This is a genomic window from Piscibacillus salipiscarius JCM 13188, from assembly GCF_001311865.1.
Classification (GTDB): Bacteria; Bacillota; Bacilli; order Bacillales; family Alkalibacillaceae; genus Piscibacillus; species Piscibacillus salipiscarius.
Genome location: NZ_BBCD01000005.1, coordinates 11,578 through 30,845, shown reverse-complemented (window position 1 = coordinate 30,845; position 19,268 = coordinate 11,578). Strand labels below are relative to the sequence as shown.

Here is a 19,268-nt window from a genome sequence, read left to right as displayed (position 1 = left end):
GATTGAAAGTCTATAACCTGAAAAATAGCTGACTAATAATGTATTGTAGCATTAACCAAAGGACGCAATAGGTTCATGCATCGAGAGGTTTCGTACTTATTGAATTATAGGTAACTGGAACTATTTTAGAACCTTACGCTTGCTAGAACGTTTGTAAGTAGTTTTTTATTTCATCTTTAGGTTGGCTAACGGAAGCGTTAGATTTATTAACAGTTTTAAATGATTAATATTCTTGTCTAGATATTATATAATGTGTTTCAAATTTGAATTTCAAAATATGGTAAAATAATACTATAACCATTTGTTAGGAGATATAATTAAGGGGTGAATAAAATCTTCGCATTAATTAAAAGTGTATTTAAAGGAATGTTTGAAAAGAAAGTAACAATGTTGCTTCTTTCAACAGGATTATTAATTATTTCATCTGGATTTACACAAAATTGGTGGTTAAACCCTTTTATTTCTATTATAAATGATGTTTTCAACCTTAAAATAGAATTACCAGGGGGTACTATTCATTATGGCTATCTAATAACCACTGTCATTGTTGGTGGATGTTTAACAGCTTCTGCCTTTTGGTTTTATTTTAAAACAAGGGATAAAGTAAAGAAACAAAATATGTTACAGATTCGGCATTCTTCTATAGAATCTGTAAGCTATTTAAACATAGGAAAAGAACTGACCAATTACAACATAGAAGTGTATCAATTAAATCAAACAGAAGAACTTAAAATAATAGATAAACATAACTTACAACATGCTCTGAGAGAGCAACAGAAAATAACCCAAAGATTACTTAATCGTTTTGAAGGAAGTGACGATAGTGAGCTCGCATATTTGGGATTAGCACATATTCCATTAGTCTTTTTGATTGGCTATCAGTTAGCAGATAAATCAAATATTCTATTTTTGAATGGAACCAAGTTAAGTTAGCATGGGAAAAAAATTGAAGATCGAAAGGGTGGGTACCCTGCATTATTAATAGAAAAGAATGAAATAAGTCAGAGCTTAGGAGAAACGAGGGAAGTAATAATCAAAATTGGAATAACCTACCCTATTGAAGACTCTGATCTTAGAGGGCTTGGTTTGGAGGACCTAAATTCGTTTTACTTATATATAGATCATCCCCACAGAAATGCGATTATCAGCAATGAACAACTTCGTGATTATAAAGATAAATTTAGACGATTATTGGATGAAATCAATCAAAAGTTTCCTCAACTTAATAGAATTCATTTGTTCTATTCAGGACAAACATCATTAGCATTTCTATTAGGAAGTGCAATCTCACCGAGAATGGATGCTGAAATTAAGGTGTACAACTATGTTAGAAAATCATTTCCTAAGTATAATTGGGTAATAACTTTAAAAAAGATTGAAGAACCAATTGAAATAAAAGTCTTAAAGGAGGATTTAAATGAAGATGTACGACCTTCAAAGTAAATTAAATACGTTTTATAAAAATTATGTTGTCTTACCTAAAAGTGGAAGGGATTCACTTTTTACTAAAAAGAACTTAAATATAAACCGTTTAAAGGATGGATTAATAGAGTATAACGAAGAAAAAGGAACAGATTATAAATTTGCGGAAGAGCCGATTGTTCAAGGGAGTGTTGCTATGTCTACTGTTATTCAGAATGATAGTAATGACTATGACATTGACGTAGCAATTGTCTTTGAAAAAGATAACTTGCCACCTGGAACAACCGCTACTAAAAATGTGGTTGTGAATGCACTTAAAAAGAAAACCAACCAGTTTAAAGTTGAACCAGAAGCGAAGACTAATTGTGTAAGGATTGTCTATGCAGAGGGATATCATATTGACTTCGCTATATACAGAAGATATAAGGACGGAAAGAAATATATCTATGAGCATTGCGGCAGTGAATGGAGAGAAAGAGATCCACGTTCTTTAACACAATGGTTCTTGGAACAAAATAAAGAAAAGGATTATAAGCTAAGGGAAGTAGTAAGGTTATTAAAAATGTTCTCGAAATCAAGAGATGGTTGGAAGAATATGCCTGGTGGCCTGATTCAGAGTGTCTTAGCTAACGAACAATTTCAAACATATGAACGAATAGATGAACGATTCTATTATACTATTAAGGCTATTAAAGACAGATTGGCGTATAATAAAGAGGTGTACAATCCAACAGATTCAACAAAAAGTTTAAAACTTGTAAGTAAAGATAGTACAAAAATGGACAACCTTTATAACCGTCTTAAAGATAAATTGTCAAAATTAGATATTTTATTTACATCATCATGTACTTATAATCAAGCGATTGAAGCATGGGGGAGAGTTTTTAATCATGATTATTGGGCTGAGCAGAGGGAAGATAACAAATCAAGTGTGTCAAAATCTTTTGCTACTTCAGAAATGGACGAACGCTATGATTATAAAGAAACAGAAGAGTTTATTTATAATAAATTCCCTATTAACATCCAATATCAATTAGAATTAAAATGTGAGGTTTTACAAAAAAATAAATCTACTGTTTGGCTACATTCGTTGCTTAATCAGAAGAAATTATTACTTCCAGGTTGTTATTTGAAATTTATGGCTTCTACAAATGTACCATCTCCTTATAATGTGTATTGGAAAGTTAAAAACCGTGGTGATGTTGCCAAAAGAGAAGACTGTATTCGAGGTCAAATTGAACAAACCGATGAACTTAGTCATTTTGAACCTACTTTATTTAAAGGAGACCATTATGTCGAATGTTACATTGTTAAAGAAGGTATATGTGTTGCGAAACAAAGAATTGGGGTACCAATTAAAGTTTCATAATAATTTAATCCCCATTATTAATTTCCAAAAACAATTGTAAGAATGATTAGGTGGAACAAATTAATCTTCAAAGTTTTTAAATCAAGATAAAGAATTAAAAAACAAAATACTGAAGTATGCTCAGAAATAGAATTTACTCCTATTCATTTATTAATAAAGGGTATTCGGTTTTATGGTGGAAAAGGGCTTATAAATCACCCTTCTCCAAATTCTTAATAAGTGTGGAAAAATCGACACCAAAGTTGTCTGTAATGTTATGATCATTCACTTCATACCAATTGAAATTATCGTGTAACATAGCTTTATTGAAAGCACTTGAATTAAATCGTGGCTTACGCTTTTTATGGAGCTTCTCATTGAAAAGGATTTTGGCTCGTAAGGCATCAAACGAGTAACCTCTACCCATTCGCTCTACCTGCCTAATAATGCTGTTAATTGACTCCGTATAAGCGTTAGTGAGCCTTTTATCAAAGTAGTTGAATATTTCGACATGCCAGTTGTCTACGGCTCTCACGAGGTCTTTATATGCATCTTTAGAGTTACTGGACATACAACGGTGTCTCCATTGACTATAACGAAGACGACCTTCATCTGAATCAGGAGTATCCCATATCCAGTAAAACTCTTCTTTGAGTTCATAGGCTTCTTTTAAGACAGGAAGATTACCTAACCAAGTCTCTAAGAGGAATGATTCACGTTCATTTAGATCGTGTTTACGCTTTAGAAGGATAAACCTTTCACGCATAAGGGTACGTCTTTCTTTTTGGCTCATATGAGCTTTCAAAGACTTTCTGACGTTATCTAAGGCTTGATTAGCCATTCTAATTACATGAAACTTATCTACGACCACTTTAGCGTGTGGAAGGATAGTGTTCACTGCGTCTTTGTAGGGCTTCCACATATCCATTGTGACGTACTCAATATAAGTCCTGTCACTGATTTCTGAAAGACGTTGGATGACTGTTTCCTTGTTACGGTTAGGCTTGATGTCATAAATAGTCCTGCGTTCAATATTAGTCAATACAAGCCGAGGTCTTCGGATAATATGTATCTCGTCTATCCCAAGCCACTTAGGAGTTTCAAACTGGTATTCACGTTCTTTGAGTGCCACATAGTCCTTAAAAACGTTCCTAATAGTTTTCTCGTCAACGCCAACGCTTTCTGCGACTTCTACAAAGGTCTTAGACATGGATTGCTCTTGAATAGACTTTAAAAGCCTTTTGGTCATACTACGCTTTTCATCTACAGATACTAGGCGTTCCCAGAAGGTAGATTCGCATTCACGACATTTGTATCGTCTACGGTTCAATTGTAAGCCCACTCGCTTTAAACGAATGGGCAAATCCATAATTAGTTGATTTCTTGAACTGTGTTTGTACAACTTGTCAAAACCACATTCAGGACAACGTTCAGGTGGTCCGACTGCTTCAACTTTAAACATCATATCGGTTTCATTTTCTTGTGGTGATTCTATTGTTTTAATGTCTGGTAGGGATAATAAGTCTGACATATTGTTCATCCTTTATTACTCTGCGGTGTTAAGGTATCAAATATAGATTTGATGTCGAAATCATCAGTGTTAAATTATTTTTGTGACCACAAATGCACTTAGAAAACCCCTTAAAGCATTTATATAATGGGTGATCGCAAAATAGTGTATGAAATCCTTTTGTAGACTTTGCTAAACTACTGCACACTTTAGTACAGTATTAGCTGGTTCACTTGAATAGGGAATTGTAAAAAAAAGTTCCCTTAGCCTGCACAACAAGATAATTTCGAAACATCTTTATCGAACGTAAGTGCAGCTAATTTTAGCCCTTCAGCCATTGTTAAATATGGTGCTAGGGTTTCTGTTAAATCTTCTATCGTTAAGCCAAATTTAACAGCTAATGATGCTGCATAGATGACATCTCCTGCATTCTCAGATACAATATGAACTCCTAATACTTTTAGTGTTTCTGCATCTGCTACTAGTTTAAATACACCGGTTGTTTCACGGTTTACAATTGCTCTTGGAACAGCATCTAAAGGTAATACAGATGTCTTCACATCATACCCTTTCTCTTTTGCTTGTTCTTCTGTTAAACCAACCGTTGCAACCGTTGGATTCGTAAACGTAACAGCAGGGACTACCGATAAATCTATTTTTTTGTTTAACCCACCGATAGCATTATCAGTAATAATTCCACCTTCATAGGCTGCTACATATACAAATTGCGGTCCTAACGTCACATCTCCTGCTGCATAAATCTTTTCATTACTTGTTTGACCAAAATCATTGATCAGGATTTCATTATTTTTTCCGGTTTCAACACCTGCCGCACTTAAATTTAAAGAATCCGTATTTGGTTTTCTTCCAGTGGCAACAAGTAACTGATCTGATTCAATAACTTCTTTACTGCCATTTACTGTTACGTAAACCTTTTTTATCTCTCCACTTTGTACAACACGCTCAAAAGTTGCCCCTTTGACAAGGTTTATACCCTGTTCAATTAACGCTTTTTCAACTGACTCTGAAATCTCAGGATCATACTCCTTTAAAAGTCGCTCACTTCTTTGCATAAGCGTTATTTCTGAACCTAAATGATGAAATAGTTGTCCAAGCTCCATTCCAATGTATCCTGAACCAATTACAGTTAATCGTTTTGGTATTTTCTTTAACTCAAGAAGTGTTGTACTAGTTAAATAGTCCATTTCTTCAAGTCCTGAAATTTGGGGCAACGAAGGAGATCCACCTGTTGCAATTAAAAAAGCGTTTTGCAGATAACTTTGCCCCATTGACCTCAACCGTACTAGCATCAACGAATTTTGCTTCACCTTTAATTAAATCAAAATTATATTCATCAATTAAATCCACATATTTTTGATTCCGAAGTTCGCTCACCAATTTATCCTTTTGCGTGATTAAACTAGCTAAATCCACTTCTCCAGCGGATGTTTGTAAACCTATAAACGGGTTGTCTTTTGATAAATGATTGATTTCCCCTGCCCTAAGAAGAGTTTTTGACGGAACACAGCCAATATTCACACAGGTTCCCCCAACCGTTCCACGCTCAATCATTCCAACTTTTGCACCGTATTCTATAGCTTTAATTGCCGATGAAAAGGCAGCAGCACCAGAACCAATAATAAGAAGGTCATAATTGTCTTCATTACTTAACGCCACGTTTTCTTGTGACGATACTTCTTCAATTTCTCCGGCTTTGTAATTTGCTTCATCAATCGCCTTTATTGCACTTTCAACCTCAATATCATTGGGTAGTTCAAATACTGCTTCACCACGACGAAAACTAGACTCAATATTTTTAGCACCTATCTTTTCAAGTGCTGATTCAACGTGTTTTTCACAACCCGCACAGGTCATTCCTTGAATGTTTACCTTAAATTTATTCATAATAAAGCCCCTTTCGTTAATCTCTCATGTTAATGTTTCTATTATTGGACACGAATGTAATTGCTTTTCATCTGGACATCGTTGTTTTAAGTCGTCTAACATAGTTTCAATTCGTTTTAAATCCTCTATTTGTTTTTGAACTTCCTTTTGTTTTTTAGAAACAAATTCGAACATATCTTGACAACGAACTTCATCTTTATCTACAACACCAAGTAATTTATAAATCTCGTTTAAAGAAAATCCAAGTTCCTGTATTCGTTTAATAAACCCAACACGCTTAACGTCATCATATGAATATATCCGATAACCAGCTTCCGTTCGGTGAGGTTCTTGTAGTAAATTTTTTTCGCTCGTAATATCTAATCGTTTCTTTATTAACGCCACATTTTTCTGCAAACTCACTAATGCGGTAAATCATCTTATTTCACCCCATGAATATTATAAACCGTGTACCATAGTACACGGTCAAGTAAATTGGACTATTTTATTTTTCCCAACGTATCACTCGTATGTGATTGATACTTTTATAATACTATTGATTGTCCTAACATCCCACTAGAAAATCCGATTTAAACACCAGTTGTTTTTAAACTATTAAAAAAGTAATTCCACTATATATTCCGAAGACCCTTAATAAATAATAAGAATTTTAAAGGCGAGATAGACATTCTCGCCTTCTAGTATTTTAGATTTGCTACTTTAAATTGATACGGTCATCCGAAATTGCTATTATATGAAAAATATCAACTATTTATTGAACGAATAATGGTTCAGATATAAGCAAAATAATATACTATCAAATCTATAGGCAAATGATTCTACATCTCAATATATTCTGTGGTCATTTTTGTGGTCATCAAATTGGAGTTTAGCATAGGTTACATTTGGACACTAAAGGTAACGCAAAGTCAGTTTCCTAGGAACATAAGGACACTAAAAAACTCAAAGGAACCTATAGTTATTACATAACCCTCACTGGCAGTGAGAAGGTCATCGGTTCGAGCCCGATATGCTCCATTTTCCTTAAGTTACCTCTAAACACTCATTCCATATACATCAACACTTAAAACTCACCATTTTATAAAAATGGTCTATTAAAGTTCCTTCTTTCTTCATACCAATCTTCTGCATGACTTTTGCCGACGCTGGATTAAAGGTCAATGCTTGAGCCCACATTTTATGTAAAAGTAGTTCTTGAATTCCGAATTGAACAATGCGTTCAGCAGCCTCAGTAGCATACCCTTGCCCCCAATAATTTTGGCCAACCCAGTAAGCCAACTCACCTCGTTTGTGGCGTTGATTGACTCCGATGGTCATGGCTCCAATGAGTTGGTTTTCTTCTTTTAAAACAATCGCAAACGGATAAATCCCATTTTTCCTGGAATCGTCAGGCATTATTATCCATTCCTCAGCATCTTCTAATGTATATGGATAAGGTATATTAAGTGTAGTTTCGGTGATCGCTGGATCATTAGCGAGTTCATAAACGTGAGATGCGTCGTTCATTGTAAAGGGTCGAAGCTTAAGCCTCTTAGTGGAAAGGTTCAAGTTCATATAATCCCTCCTGGATTTATTTTTATTACTATAACATAAGCCAAATGATATAGATAAGTAAAAATTTAAAATAATACGATGGTCACATTTTCATCAGGCTATGTTTCAATAATTAAATTCGACAAAATCAGAATAGTAATTATCACAAACTTTTATAGGAGGGAGTTCATGTCTAAAAAACGATAGGATTTCACTTTACTGTGTAGTTCTGTATTGGTAGGTACAAGCTTATTATTACCTTTAACAGTAGCAGCTGGTATGTCACCAGGTACACCTGATCAACAAGTGTATTCAGTATCAGGCTTTACGGACCATGCGGAATTAACACAGAAGCTTCAAAAAATCGAAGAGGTTAGTAATGGAGTATTAAATTTAGAAGTTGCTGGTTATTCTAACCAAGGTCTAGAAATCTATAAGGCAACGGTAGGTCATGGCGATAAGGTGGTTATGGTTCAAAGTGAAATTCATGGTAATGAAAAGACAGGAACAGTAGCATTAGTAAATATGCTTAAGCAACTAGCAACAAACAATTCTCCTAAATACAAGCAGCTTCGCGAAGAGATAACCATTATTGCAATGCCAATGATGAACCCAGATGCATCTGACGCTAATCGTAGAGGAAATATCATGTCTTGGGAAGAAGTGGTAGAGGATTTCCCTCAACTAGAAAATGCCCAACCCTCCTGGAACTATTATACATGGCAAAACGAAATATGGGATTATGCATCAAACCCAGGATTTGATGTAAACCGTGACTTCAACCCTGACTTGGATTATGTTCCACAAGCGAGTGACTTCCCAGGTAATTCTGCTAGCCCGGGTTGGTTTATCACGCCCGAAGCTCAAACCGTAAGAGATGTTTATAAAGAAGCACATGATGAGTTTGGGAAAGTTGATGTGTTTGTAGACCTTCATCATCAAGGACAGTATTACGTTGAGGGCACAGAAGACGAAGTGACGTTATCACTATCAGGTGTCTTTGTACCGGATCCAAAATCAGAGGAAGGCGCAAAATATAGCGAGTACGCTAATCAATACAACGGTGATTTTGCTAAGCAGTTGAATGTAGCTGCTTACCAAGCGCTTCAAGGTGTAGGTAATTCAATTTTTAACAATATTTCATTATACCCTCAAGATTTAGATTTACCGGGCACAGCTTTAGGTTCATTCGCATTAAACGGAAGTGGCTCAGTCCTATTTGAAGTAACAGGACAAACTCAATCCTTTGGTCAAAAGAAAAAGGGGCAGCTCGTGAAAGCGGTAGAAACAGGTTTATATGGTATTGTTGAAGGTGTTGCTGATGGGTCTGTTTACGAGATCGACCCAGGTGAGTATGAGAACATTCCAGGAACAGAAAGATAAAAAACTAATGACCCTTGTGATAGAGACATTAGAAACTAAACTGACACATATTGAGAAAATAGCTTGGTGAGAAGTCATGAATACTTTATGAATGATTAATCATCGTTTTATAAAAAAGTAGTGTTGATTAAAGTTAATCTTCACTACTTCTCTTTATTTTTATCCGCTAAATTTTTACGGTTTGAAGCCATAGGTGGTTGTTCAAGCCAACCGTTTTAATCATGATATTTGCGCCGTCTTCTGAGTATAGTTGTATTTCAACGGCTAGTCGATTATACATAATTCCAATATCTACTCTTGGACTTGTTGAAACACTCATACCATAATATCCAACGCTTAGAGAGATGAGCGCAGTTGTATAGAACATCATTAATCTTTCGCTAAATGTGTATGTTGTGCTATGAGTGACTTCAGAATCCCAAGACATAGGAGTTGGTAAATCATCATCTTTGAGTTTTTCACTAAATAATTTTATATGTTTCTTTGCGATTTCAAGTCCTCTAACAAAATAGTCAGTAACCTCTTTAGTTTGTGCTACTTGGCTAAATCCTATTAATGTCGCGGTCCCTAATGCATTTCTTTGAATATTAGCATATAGATTTGTGATTTCTAAAGCTGTTAGAGATCTCTTCTCTCCAAACACATCCCATAAAAACCCTTGTTTTTGAACATATTCTATACTCTCCATGTCATCGATATATGGTGATCGAATAAATATACCTTTATTTAGTAATAAGTCTTTCGATTGTTCATATAAATTTTGCGACTCATCTAGGCATTGTTGGTAAAACTCAGTAATGTCTGATCTTACAGAATAGGATAAGCTGACTGCGTAACTAGTTAAGCCAATCTTAGCCATTTGATGTATATAATGAAGGACATAGCTATCAGCATATAAGCGAGGCGCTTCTAAATCTACATCTTCCTCAACAGTGAAACCATGAGGTACTTTGAACTTTTCTTCTTTGAATATTGATTTGATTACGTCTATATGAGTTAAGGATATGTTAAGAGCTGATTCAATTACAGTTTTAATCTCCTGATCTTCTGCTTTATTTAGAAAGTATGTAAGCATACAAACGCTTGCTGTGTCATTCATATATTGAGTCCAAAGTTGTGATATTTCACTTGAGGTCAATCTAATTTGTTTGTTATCAGACATTTTTAATCACTCCACAATAATATTAATGTTATTGTGTTCATTTTGTATGGAATTTATTAACGTTAAAGTAACTTCATACTGTTCTTCGTTGAAAAGCTCTATACTTAAGTTTTTATGGCTATTTTTAATTTTTATCTAATTGCCCCATGAGATAAGACAGCATGAACTCCTTTTACACCATTGACTACCTGTGTAATTCTCAAATCAACAACGGTGCTAGCTAATGCAGTTGCCTCAGTCTTCTTAACATCATAGAGGCGTTGAATGAGCAATACCATTTCATCTAATGCGGTGGCAGTTGCTTCATTTAAGTCTTCATCAAAACCAAACGTTACCCAACCAGATGGTGTCCAGGCTCGAGGCATATTCAAGCTCATATCTTCGTGAACCGTTAATGTCACATCAACTACGTCCATAGGAGCCTCAATGGCAGTACCTGATACTTCACCGTCGCCTTGAGCTGCATGGCCATCTCCAATAGAAAACAATGCACCTTCTACTTCAATTGGTAAAAAGAGGCTGCTGCCCCTGCCTAGTTCTTTGCAGTCGATATTACCGCCAACACGTCTTGGTGGTGCTGTTATATGTAATCCTGGTTCAGCTGGGGCAACGCCCATAAGTCCCATAAAAGGATTAAGCCCGATTCGCAGGTCGCGATCTCCAATGCGAGTCGTTCCAGTCATGGTTTCAGTATCTAATTCCCAGTCTAACTGTACGTTCTTTTTCGTTCGTGAGACTCAGTTTTTCATTCTGCCAGCTATTAAATCCGCCTGCCCAGTTTGTCCATACCAACCTGGAACTAAATCATTTGTACGTATTTCTAGTACCATCAGGTTTGGCACTCTTAATCTCAATAGGTCCAATAATAGGGTGTCCTTTAACTTCTTCTTGTTCTCTAGAATCAAGTTTTTCTTTAGGTTCACCTTTAGCTTTTGAATATCCCCACTGAATATCCGGTGTGGTGAGCTGTAAGGTATCACCTGATTCTACCGTTAATATAGGTTTATAGGAGTGATTAAATGATCGGTGCAGATGCTCAGTTTTTAGTTCAATATTATGAATCATATCTTATGCTCCTTTAATCTATTATCGTTGTACAGCAAAGCTAATTATGTCAAAATTAATAAAAATATTCAAATAAATCAGGGGGAGACAAATGAAGAACGACTTTTTAAATGAAACGATTGAACAATTACAACAAAGATTATCGGAGGGTGAACTTACTCTCGTGAGCTAGTTTTGATTTACCTTGATCGCATTGCGACTTACGACCAAGATGGACCTAACATTAATTCGATTGCAGAAATCAATCCAGATGCATTGTTTATTGCCGAATCACTGGATGTTGAACGAAAAGAACAGGGTCCGCGTGGGCCACTTCACGGCATTCCAGTTGTGTTAAAAGATAATATAGACACCGGTGACAAAATGCATACAACAGCTGGCTCTCTAGCTTTAAAAGACCATGTCGCTAAAAATGATTCATTTGTTGCGGAAAAGTTGCATGAAGCAGGTGCGGTCATTTTAGGAAAAGCTAACTTAACGGAGTGGGCAAATTTTATGACAGAAGGTATGCCAAATGGATATAGCTCAAGAGCTGGACAAGTATTAAATCCTTATGGACCTGGTGAAATTGATACTGGTGGTTCGAGTGCAGGTCCTGGTGCTGCAGTTGCTGCTAATTTTGCCACAGTATCCATTGGCACAGAGACGTCAGGTTCGATTTTGAGTCCTTCAAGCCAGCATTCCTTAGTTGGTATAAAACCAACTGTTGGAACGGTTAGCCGAAGCGGTATTATACCAATCTCTCATACTCAGGATACGGCAGGGCCAATGGCGAAAACGGTGGCAGATGCTGTTCACGTTTTTTCAAGCTATTATGGGTGAAGACGAAAAGATGCAGCAACAAGCAAAGCGACACCTTTTTTTTAAACAAGAATTATCTCTTCGATTAAAAAAGATGGATTAAACGGCAAACGAATTGGGATTGCCCGTGAATCTTACTTTGATGCTATTGACGAAGAAAAACAAAAGCTTATGAACGAAGCTATTCAAGTGCTTAAATCACAAGGCGCTGAAGTGTTTGACATCACCATCCTACTACCGAGCACAACTGGGGATTAGGGGTCATGATTCATGAATTTAAAATAGTTTAAACGCTTATTTAAAAACGATATCGAGTGATGTGGCTGTCCGTTCACTCGATGATGTCATTGATTTTCACAATCAAAATGAAGAAGAAACGTTGAAGTACGGACAAAAGTGGTTCTTGGAAGCCCAGAAAACGTCTGGTTTATTGACCGACCCAGATTACTTAAAAGAGTTACTCGATGACCAACGTTTGTCTAAAGAAGAAGGAATTGACTATACATTAGATGAACACAAGCTAGAAGCGATCGTCTTCCCGAATAATATTGGGGCAGGAATTCCGGCGAAGGCGGGCTATCCATCTATTACGGTTCCAGTTGGATTAACGAAGAAGAATGAGCCTGTTGGTATCACCTTTACAGGCACGGCTTTCTCAGAACCAACTTTAATTGAAATCGCTTATGGTTATGAGCAAGCATCACAAAAAGAGTTGCGCCGAAATTAAATTCTAAATAAAACTGGTGAAGCTTTTGCACGGGTTGTGCAAAAGCTTTTTTACACTGGCGAATGTCTCAAATTAACGCCCCAATGTCCCATAAATAGCCCGCAATGTCTCATAAACCAGTTTTCAGTGTCTCAAAAATTGTCCAAAATGCCCAGCTTCGACAAAAAGAATGTCCCATAAACGTTTAATAATGTCCCATAAAATCAATTGCTTCTTAATCACTTTAAAACTAAATGCCTTTTCATGTTAATGTTTTACAGTCGGTATGACAAATGTCATATCATGATATGATGATTGCCATAACTTGTTTATTAGTACTCATATACACGAGCCTCTTTGAAACAATATAAGTACTAACAAGGACGTCATATGACAAATGTAATGGATAATTACTGACGTTCATGACTACTGTCATCAAAGTAATTTCTTTAACATTAAGACTAGGTCATAAAGATGGTTTCAAGGAGGCTATTTAATGAGTCATTCAAAATTAGCACAACTTAAAAAGAGTATGAAACAATTTGAACAATCAGATGCGAAAGCCAGTGTATGGCAAATTATTAATACGATTCCACCAGTATTTATTTATGGTATTTAGCTTATGCTTCATTATCGGTGTCAATTTGGTTATCATTAGCGTGTACAGTCGTCGCAGCAGGGTTCGTCGTAAGAACGTTTATTATTTTCCACGACTGCGGTCATGGATCCTTTTTAAAAACCGTAAGGCGAACCATATTATCGGGACAATAACAGGTATTATTACGATGTTCCCTTACGAGAAGTGGAGACGTGAACATGCGATCCATCACGCGACAAGTAGTAATTTAGACAAGCGTGGTACAGGTGATGTGTGGATTATGACAGTTGAAGAGTACGTTAATGCTTCGAAACTAGAACGTTTCCAGTATCGCTTATATAGAAACCCATTTGTAATGTTTGTACTTGGACCACTGTATTTGTTCCTTGTGACAAACCGTATGAATCGTAAAGAGGCGAAGAAGAATGAAATTCGTAACACTTACCTAACGAATGTGTCCATTGTTGCTTTAGTCACAGTTCTAATTTTATTAGTCGGTTGGCAGAGTTTCTTGATGGTCCACTTACCAATTATGTTTGTATCAGGAAGTCTTGGGATTTGGTTATTCTATGTACAGCACCAATTTGAAGATTCCTATTTTGAAGATGAAGAAGAATGGGATTACGTTAAAGCAGCTATTGATGGCAGCTCGTACTATAAACTACCAAGAGTCTTACAGTGGATTACAGGTAACATTGGCTACCACCATGTTCACCACCTAAGTCCAAAGGTTCCAAACTATAACTTAGAGGATGCACATGAGTCGACGCCACCACTTCAACAAGCAACAACGATTACCGTAAAATCTAGTCTAAAATCCATTAGATTTAGATTGTTTGATGAAACGAATAAAAATTTGTCAGCTTTAAAGAAGTCAAAACTTTGTTAAATCAAGGTTCGCAAAACGTATCCTTAAAAACGTGAGGAAACAGTATAATAAATGAGTCAGAAGCCTTCAATTAATTGGAGGCTTCTTCTTTGGTATAATAGGAGTATTCTATATGAGAGGACATCCACTACATGCAGAATTGGTATAATATTTTTCCGAAAAACTTAAGCTTAAGTATCTATGTATGGATTATTTTTAGTTTATTACCATTTATTTTATTTTTCGCTCAACGTCATGGTTAGAAGCGATATTAGGGATCATTTTAATTGCTATTTTCTTTGCGTCATACCGGTTATCTTTCTTATCAAATGGCTGGTTTTTATACGTATGTGTATCGATCATGATGCTGATTAATATTGGGATGTCACTTGTATATGGTTATGTATATTTCGCGTTGTTTTTAGCGTTTTTCATAGGAAACATCAAGCATAAAGGTGGATTTATTACGTTATATGTTGTACATATTGTCACAACACTTATAGCGGCTGGCTTTAGTGTCTTCACGCAAGAAGAGCTATTTCAGTATCAGTTGCCGTTTATTGTTATAGCGATTTTAGGTGTCATTTTACTTCCAATTAACACGTATAACAGGTTGAAAAGACAAAAGTTAGAAGCACAATTAGTCGATGCAAATGAAAAAATATCGCAGTTACTCGTTTACGAAGAGCGTCAGAGGATTGCACGCGACTTACATGATACGTTAGGGCAGAAGCTTTCTTTAATTGGTCTTAAAAGTGATTTAGCTAAAACGACTTATTGACAAAGATACCTTAAAAGCTAAAAGTGAGATTACCGATATCAATAAAACAGCCCGAACGGCTTTAAAAGAAGTTAGGGATATGCTTTCTGATATGCGTGGTGCTAAGTTAGATGATGAAATTAAGCATGTTAAACAGTTATTAGATGCAGCTGGAATTGAAGTTACAATAAAAGGTGATTTGGAGCTTAAACAATCACCAGCGTTAGTTGAAGATGTGTTAAGTATGTGCCTAAAAGAAGCCGTCACAAATGTTGTTAAACATAGTGAAGCAAGTCACTGTTTAATCGACATTAACGAATCGCCTAATGAAGTGAAGATGTTGATACAAGATGATGGAGTAGGAATTGATCAATCCAAACAATCTAAAGGGCATGGCCTTCGCGGAATATCTGAACGGTTAGAATTTGTGAATGGCAAATTTAATTTAAAGACCAATTCAGGAACTCGAATAGAAATACAAATACCAAATGTCACACAGCAAATCAATAGGGAGGATGCGAGATGATTAAAATCGTCATTGCAGAAGACCAACAGATGTTACTTGGGGCACTAGGGTCACTTTTAGACCTTGAAGATGATATGGAAGTCGTTGGTCAAGCTTCAAATGGAGAAGAAGTGATTAAACTTGTTCGCGATTTAAATCCAGATATATGCATTATGGATATTGAAATGCCAATAAAAACTGGTTTAGATGCAGCTGAGGAATTAATGGATGCACCTTGTCAGACGATTATTTTAACGACATTTGCAAGATCAGGTTATTTTGAACGAGCTAGAAAAGCTAAGGTAAGCGGCTATTTACTTAAAGACAGCCCGAGCGAAGACTTAGCCAATTCCATTCGCTCCATTATGAAAGGACGTAAGGTTTATGCTCCAGAGCTTATTGACCTTGCATTTGAAGAGCCCAATCCGTTAACTGAACGTGAAACAGAAGTCATTGAACTCATTGCAGAGGGCTTAAGCACAAAAGAAATTGCACAAAAATTATTTTAACGTACGGAACAGTCCGAAACTATATTTCCGTGATTTTTGATAAATTAGAAGTATCTAATCGAGTTGAAGCAGTATCAAAAATTAAAGAAAAAGGGTGGCTTAAGTAATATTCAGCACACCTAATGTTGGATCATCGACTTTTGAATCTGGGAAAATAAATGTCCAAGGCATACTCGTTGTCGGGGGGGATTTGTAGTCTTGGAATGTTAAAATCACGCTCTGCGATGGGGGCGTCTAATGTTTTATAAGTGATATGAACATCATTAAACGAAACAGTCTTATCACTTCGGTTATGTAATAGAGCTGTTACGAGCAATTCGTCTTTGTGATTATTCGCTTGCCATAATGTGACAGGCTCAAATTCAAAGTCATCATGATTCTTCGTCTCTTCAAAAACTTCTTCGATTTTACGACGGTCTTGATCAGATATGGTTTTGTCCCATTTTTCTTCAAACTGAAGTTGCTGCATCCACTTAACCTCCAAAAGGTTTATTTGTGTTTATTATAATCGATATTTGTTTAACGCTAAAGTTTTATCTAATATAATGCCAATTAGAAACAACAAGAAGTTGGAGTGAATTATATGTCAGTGATTGTTATAGGCGGCGGTATTCTAGGTGCTTCAGCAGCTTATCATTTAGCGAAAAAAGGTGCTGAAGTCACTTTAGTCGACCGGCAAGATCTAGGGCAAGCTACCGATGCTGCAGCCGGAATTGTTTGTCCTTGGTTATCTCAAAGACGTAATAAGGCTTGGTACCGCATGGTAAAAGGTGGTGCTAAGTATTATCCTGAGCTAGTTAATATGCTTACTGAGGATGGCGAAGCAGATGTTGGCTATAAACAAGTTGGAACCATTAGTTTACATACAGATCAGACAAAGCTTGAAAAAATGGTAGAACGTGCTAAGAAACGAAGAGAAGACGCCCCTGAAATAGGTGACATCAAATTACTGTCACCTGAAGAAGCGAGGAGCTACTTTCCGTTATTGTCAGAAGATTATGGTGCTGTCTATGTCAGTGGTGGAGCAAGGGTCGATGGACGAGCCATGCGTGATTCACTCATTAGAGGAGCAGAGAAAAACGGGGCGACAGTCATGCGTGGTTCAGCTCAAATTTTAACTGATGGTTATTACGTTATAGGAGCTGAAGTTAACGGAGAAAAATTGCTAGCTAATCAAGTCATCGACACAAGTGGTGCTTGGTCCAAACAGTTACTTCAGCACTAGGTTTAACGTTTCAAGTTACTCACCAGCGAGCGCAGATTATTCATTTAAGGTATCATCATTTAGAAACAGGTGGCTGGCCTGTTGTTATGCCTCCAAATAATTCATATTTACTTACGTTTGATGATAACAAAATCGTCGTAGGTGCAACGAGAACAGATGAAGTCGAATTTGATTATAGAAACACAACAGCTGGTATTCATGAAATGTTAGGAAAAGCTTTGGAAGTAGCTCCTGGATTAGATGATAGCTCAGTTATTGAAACGAGAGTGGCTTTAGGCCATATACTCCTGGTTTTCTTCCGGTTATTGGTCCTGTACAACAGTTTAATGGGTTACTCGTAGCTAATGGATTAGGTGCATCCGGACTCACAAGTGGTCCGTATTTAGGGGCAGAGCTTGCAAGACTCGTGTTAGGTGTACCAACGGAACTTCAAATAGAAGATTATGACGTGAACCAAGCAATTAAAGAAGAATAAGGTAGACGTTAGTTGAACCTGGGATATAAACTAAACACTTTATACGATTCTTATATTATTGATTCATTAATTCACCTAATCTCATAAATCTAGTACACTGACCGTTACGTTCTCACTTAATTTTAATAGATTAATAAGGAATCTATTAAAAGAGAGGTGAGATGATGTTTCAACTATCTATGATTCAGGCAATTAGGCACCACGCTCATAAACTAGATCGCCGCCTGCGCGATGATTTACTTCACATGTATCAGCCTTTTAAATATACACCGTGCTTCTTACACAAGTATATGGATAAAATCTTTAAGAAATCTAAGCGCTATAATGTGATTGTACAGTTTGATCAGAGTTCGTGTGACCTTGTTGAAGAACTCAATAATATAGATAAAGTGACTGATCGTCATTTTGGGTGCCGAATGGAAAAGGTGTTAACAGTGATTGGTTGCTGCCAAGCTAAGTTGACGCCAGATGCTTTAGTAGATTTGTTGGACAATTGTCCTAAAGTCAAAAAGTATATGCTGACCGACAAGTATTGGCATTTCTCGATGTGGCTACACCAACTGTTGGTGCAAAAATTCAGAAGGAAGCGACCTGCCTTACACTGGTGATGGCGTTAATGTTGCGGTGTTAGATACAGGTGTGCATCAACACCCTGATTTAGACGGTCGAATTGTGGAATTTGTTGATTTAGTCAATCAAAATAATGATGCATATGATGATAACGGACACGGCACCCACTGTGCTGGGGATGTCGCGGGTAATGGCGCTATGTCAGAAGGACAGTATCAAGGTCCTGCCACCAAAGCCAACATTATAGGGATTAAAGTTTTAGATAAAATGGGGTCTGGCTCTTTATCAACGGTCATGGAAGGTGTTCAGTGGTGTATCGATCATAAAGATAGGCTAAATATTGGTGTAATTTCAATGTCTTTAGGAACACCTGCGAGTCGTTCATATCCAACAGAAGATGATGACCCAATGGTTCAAATCGTCGAAGCTGCATGGGATGCGGGAATTGTCGTCTGTGTTGCAGCAGGTAATGAAGGCCCAGATCAACAATCGATCGCAAGTCCAGGCATTAGTAATAAAGTGATAACAGTTGGGGCGATGGATGACAGAGGTACTATCGAACGACAAGATGATCGAATAGCTGAGTTCTCAAGCCGCGGGCCAACCATTTATAACGAAGTGAAGCCTGATGTTGTTGCTCCAGGTGTCGATATTATTTCTTTAAGATCACCAAATTCTTATATTGATAGGCTTCAAAAGAGTGCTAGAGTAGGTGAATACTACTTTACGATGTCAGGTACATCTATGGCCACGCCAATTTGTGCCGGAGTCGTTGCTTTGATTTTAGAACAAAACCCTTCTTTATCACCGGATGAGGTGAAAAATGTACTAATGGAAACGGCTGAAAGTCTAGGTGATCGCAACACGTATGGTGCTGGTTATATTCAAGCTGACCGCGCCTTATTAAACAACTAAATGAGTTG

Annotated in this window: 12 protein-coding genes and 9 pseudogenes; 13 read left to right on the top strand and 8 right to left on the bottom strand. The window is 36.7% G+C overall.

The features are described from left to right. Positions 1-366 precede the first annotated feature (366 nt). Together JCM13188_RS17960 and JCM13188_RS05025 are read left to right on the top strand one after the other, a co-directional pair. Positions 367-1,443, top strand: a pseudogene (locus JCM13188_RS17960) (SAVED domain-containing protein). Then, on the top strand, positions 1,418-2,791 hold the full coding sequence (locus JCM13188_RS05025) for a nucleotide-binding domain-containing protein (protein WP_279401406.1): 1,374 nt from the start codon (positions 1,418-1,420) through the stop codon (positions 2,789-2,791). Before JCM13188_RS17960 ends, JCM13188_RS05025 begins: the two are co-directional and overlap by 26 nt. 187 nt (positions 2,792-2,978) lie before the next feature. Here the strand turns inward: JCM13188_RS05025 and JCM13188_RS05020 are convergent, their stop codons facing one another. The 4 genes and pseudogenes from JCM13188_RS05020 to JCM13188_RS05005 form a co-directional block, all read right to left on the bottom strand. After that, the gene (locus tag JCM13188_RS05020; RefSeq protein WP_054752560.1) at positions 2,979-4,301 is read right to left on the bottom strand and encodes an ISL3 family transposase; all 1,323 of its coding nucleotides are present in this window, start codon (positions 4,299-4,301) and stop codon (positions 2,979-2,981) included. Positions 4,302-4,543: 242 nt separating this feature from the next. Continuing rightward, a pseudogene (gene merA / locus JCM13188_RS05015) lies at positions 4,544-6,185 on the bottom strand (mercury(II) reductase). Between the two features lie 24 nt (positions 6,186-6,209). Continuing rightward, positions 6,210-6,603: pseudogene (gene merR, locus JCM13188_RS05010) on the bottom strand (mercury resistance transcriptional regulator MerR). 638 nt (positions 6,604-7,241) lie between these two features. After that, complete coding sequence (locus JCM13188_RS05005; RefSeq protein WP_054752558.1) at positions 7,242-7,739, bottom strand: GNAT family N-acetyltransferase; 498 nt, start codon at positions 7,737-7,739, stop codon at positions 7,242-7,244. A 258-nt stretch (positions 7,740-7,997) separates the two neighbouring features. On the opposite strand from JCM13188_RS05005, the gene JCM13188_RS05000 reads away from it, so the two are divergent. Next, on the top strand, positions 7,998-9,101 hold the full coding sequence (locus tag JCM13188_RS05000) for a M14 family zinc carboxypeptidase (protein ID WP_279401433.1): 1,104 nt from the start codon (positions 7,998-8,000) through the stop codon (positions 9,099-9,101). Between the two features lie 166 nt (positions 9,102-9,267). Here the strand turns inward: JCM13188_RS05000 and JCM13188_RS04995 are convergent, their stop codons facing one another. The 3 genes from JCM13188_RS04995 to JCM13188_RS17950 all read right to left on the bottom strand — a co-directional run bounded on the left by JCM13188_RS04995 (position 9,268) and on the right by JCM13188_RS17950 (position 11,328). Then, entirely contained in the window at positions 9,268-10,263 is a 996-nt protein-coding gene (locus tag JCM13188_RS04995; RefSeq protein ID WP_369404835.1) for a DUF3231 family protein, read from the bottom strand. Positions 10,264-10,394: 131 nt separating this feature from the next. Further along, positions 10,395-10,946 (bottom strand): acetamidase/formamidase family protein, encoded by a 552-nt coding sequence (locus tag JCM13188_RS17955; RefSeq protein WP_279401405.1) that lies wholly within the window; start codon positions 10,944-10,946, stop codon positions 10,395-10,397. Between the two features lie 121 nt (positions 10,947-11,067). Next, a complete protein-coding gene (locus JCM13188_RS17950; protein ID WP_279401404.1) occupies positions 11,068-11,328 on the bottom strand; it encodes an acetamidase/formamidase family protein in 261 nt (86 codons plus the stop codon). Positions 11,329-11,502: 174 nt separating this feature from the next. Here JCM13188_RS17950 and JCM13188_RS20420 point away from each other — a divergent pair, with 174 nt between their 5' ends. The 8 genes and pseudogenes from JCM13188_RS20420 (at position 11,503) to JCM13188_RS04970 (ending at position 16,182) form a co-directional block, all read left to right on the top strand. Next, entirely contained in the window at positions 11,503-12,150 is a 648-nt protein-coding gene (locus JCM13188_RS20420; RefSeq protein ID WP_369404834.1) for an amidase family protein, read from the top strand. A gap of 298 nt (positions 12,151-12,448) precedes the next feature. Beyond that, positions 12,449-12,856: an amidase gene (locus JCM13188_RS20415; protein WP_369404833.1), complete on the top strand. Its 408-nt coding sequence runs from the start codon at positions 12,449-12,451 to the stop codon at positions 12,854-12,856. Between the two features lie 475 nt (positions 12,857-13,331). Beyond that, positions 13,332-14,357 (top strand): annotated as a pseudogene (gene desA, locus JCM13188_RS04980) (Delta(5) desaturase DesA). Between the two features lie 96 nt (positions 14,358-14,453). Next, positions 14,454-14,845 (top strand): annotated as a pseudogene (locus JCM13188_RS21720) (sensor histidine kinase); the annotation flags it as partial. Positions 14,846-14,851: 6 nt separating this feature from the next. Beyond that, positions 14,852-15,082, top strand: a complete 231-nt coding sequence (locus JCM13188_RS21715) for a histidine kinase (protein ID WP_439646612.1) — start codon at positions 14,852-14,854, stop codon at positions 15,080-15,082. Continuing rightward, positions 15,078-15,134: pseudogene (locus JCM13188_RS21710) on the top strand (hypothetical protein); the annotation flags it as partial. The gene JCM13188_RS21715 and the pseudogene JCM13188_RS21710, both read left to right, overlap by 5 nt. A 27-nt stretch (positions 15,135-15,161) precedes the next feature. Further along, entirely contained in the window at positions 15,162-15,587 is a 426-nt protein-coding gene (locus tag JCM13188_RS21705; protein ID WP_439646611.1) for a sensor histidine kinase, read from the top strand. Continuing rightward, positions 15,584-16,182, top strand: a pseudogene (locus tag JCM13188_RS04970) (response regulator). The gene JCM13188_RS21705 and the pseudogene JCM13188_RS04970 overlap by 4 nt, the downstream one beginning before the upstream one ends. 23 nt (positions 16,183-16,205) lie before the next feature. On the opposite strand, the gene JCM13188_RS04965 reads toward JCM13188_RS04970, so the two are convergent. Next, on the bottom strand, positions 16,206-16,544 hold the full coding sequence (locus JCM13188_RS04965) for an SLAP domain-containing protein (protein WP_054752556.1): 339 nt from the start codon (positions 16,542-16,544) through the stop codon (positions 16,206-16,208). A 114-nt stretch (positions 16,545-16,658) separates the two neighbouring features. Between JCM13188_RS04965 and JCM13188_RS04960 the strand changes: the two are divergent. Then, a pseudogene (locus tag JCM13188_RS04960) lies at positions 16,659-17,775 on the top strand (NAD(P)/FAD-dependent oxidoreductase). 164 nt (positions 17,776-17,939) lie between these two features. After that, a pseudogene (locus JCM13188_RS04955) lies at positions 17,940-19,260 on the top strand (S8 family peptidase). The last annotated feature ends 8 nt before the right edge of the window (positions 19,261-19,268 follow it).

Bases quoted from the DNA above. Each gene is read 5' to 3' on its own strand.
- JCM13188_RS05025 (WP_279401406.1), top strand. From the start codon at position 1,418: ATGAAGATGTACGACCTTCAAAGTAAATTAAATACGTTTTATAAAAAT.
- JCM13188_RS04965 (WP_054752556.1), bottom strand. From the start codon at position 16,544: ATGCAGCAACTTCAGTTTGAAGAAAAATGGGACAAAACCATATCTGAT.
- JCM13188_RS05005 (WP_054752558.1), bottom strand. From the start codon at position 7,739: ATGAACTTGAACCTTTCCACTAAGAGGCTTAAGCTTCGACCCTTTACA.
- JCM13188_RS05020 (WP_054752560.1), bottom strand. From the start codon at position 4,301: ATGTCAGACTTATTATCCCTACCAGACATTAAAACAATAGAATCACCA.
- JCM13188_RS04995 (WP_369404835.1), bottom strand. From the start codon at position 10,263: ATGTCTGATAACAAACAAATTAGATTGACCTCAAGTGAAATATCACAA.
- JCM13188_RS21705 (WP_439646611.1), top strand. From the start codon at position 15,162: ATGCTTTCTGATATGCGTGGTGCTAAGTTAGATGATGAAATTAAGCAT.
- JCM13188_RS17950 (WP_279401404.1), bottom strand. From the start codon at position 11,328: ATGATTCATAATATTGAACTAAAAACTGAGCATCTGCACCGATCATTT.
- JCM13188_RS17955 (WP_279401405.1), bottom strand. From the start codon at position 10,946: ATGACTGGAACGACTCGCATTGGAGATCGCGACCTGCGAATCGGGCTT.
- JCM13188_RS05000 (WP_279401433.1), top strand. From the start codon at position 7,998: ATGTCACCAGGTACACCTGATCAACAAGTGTATTCAGTATCAGGCTTT.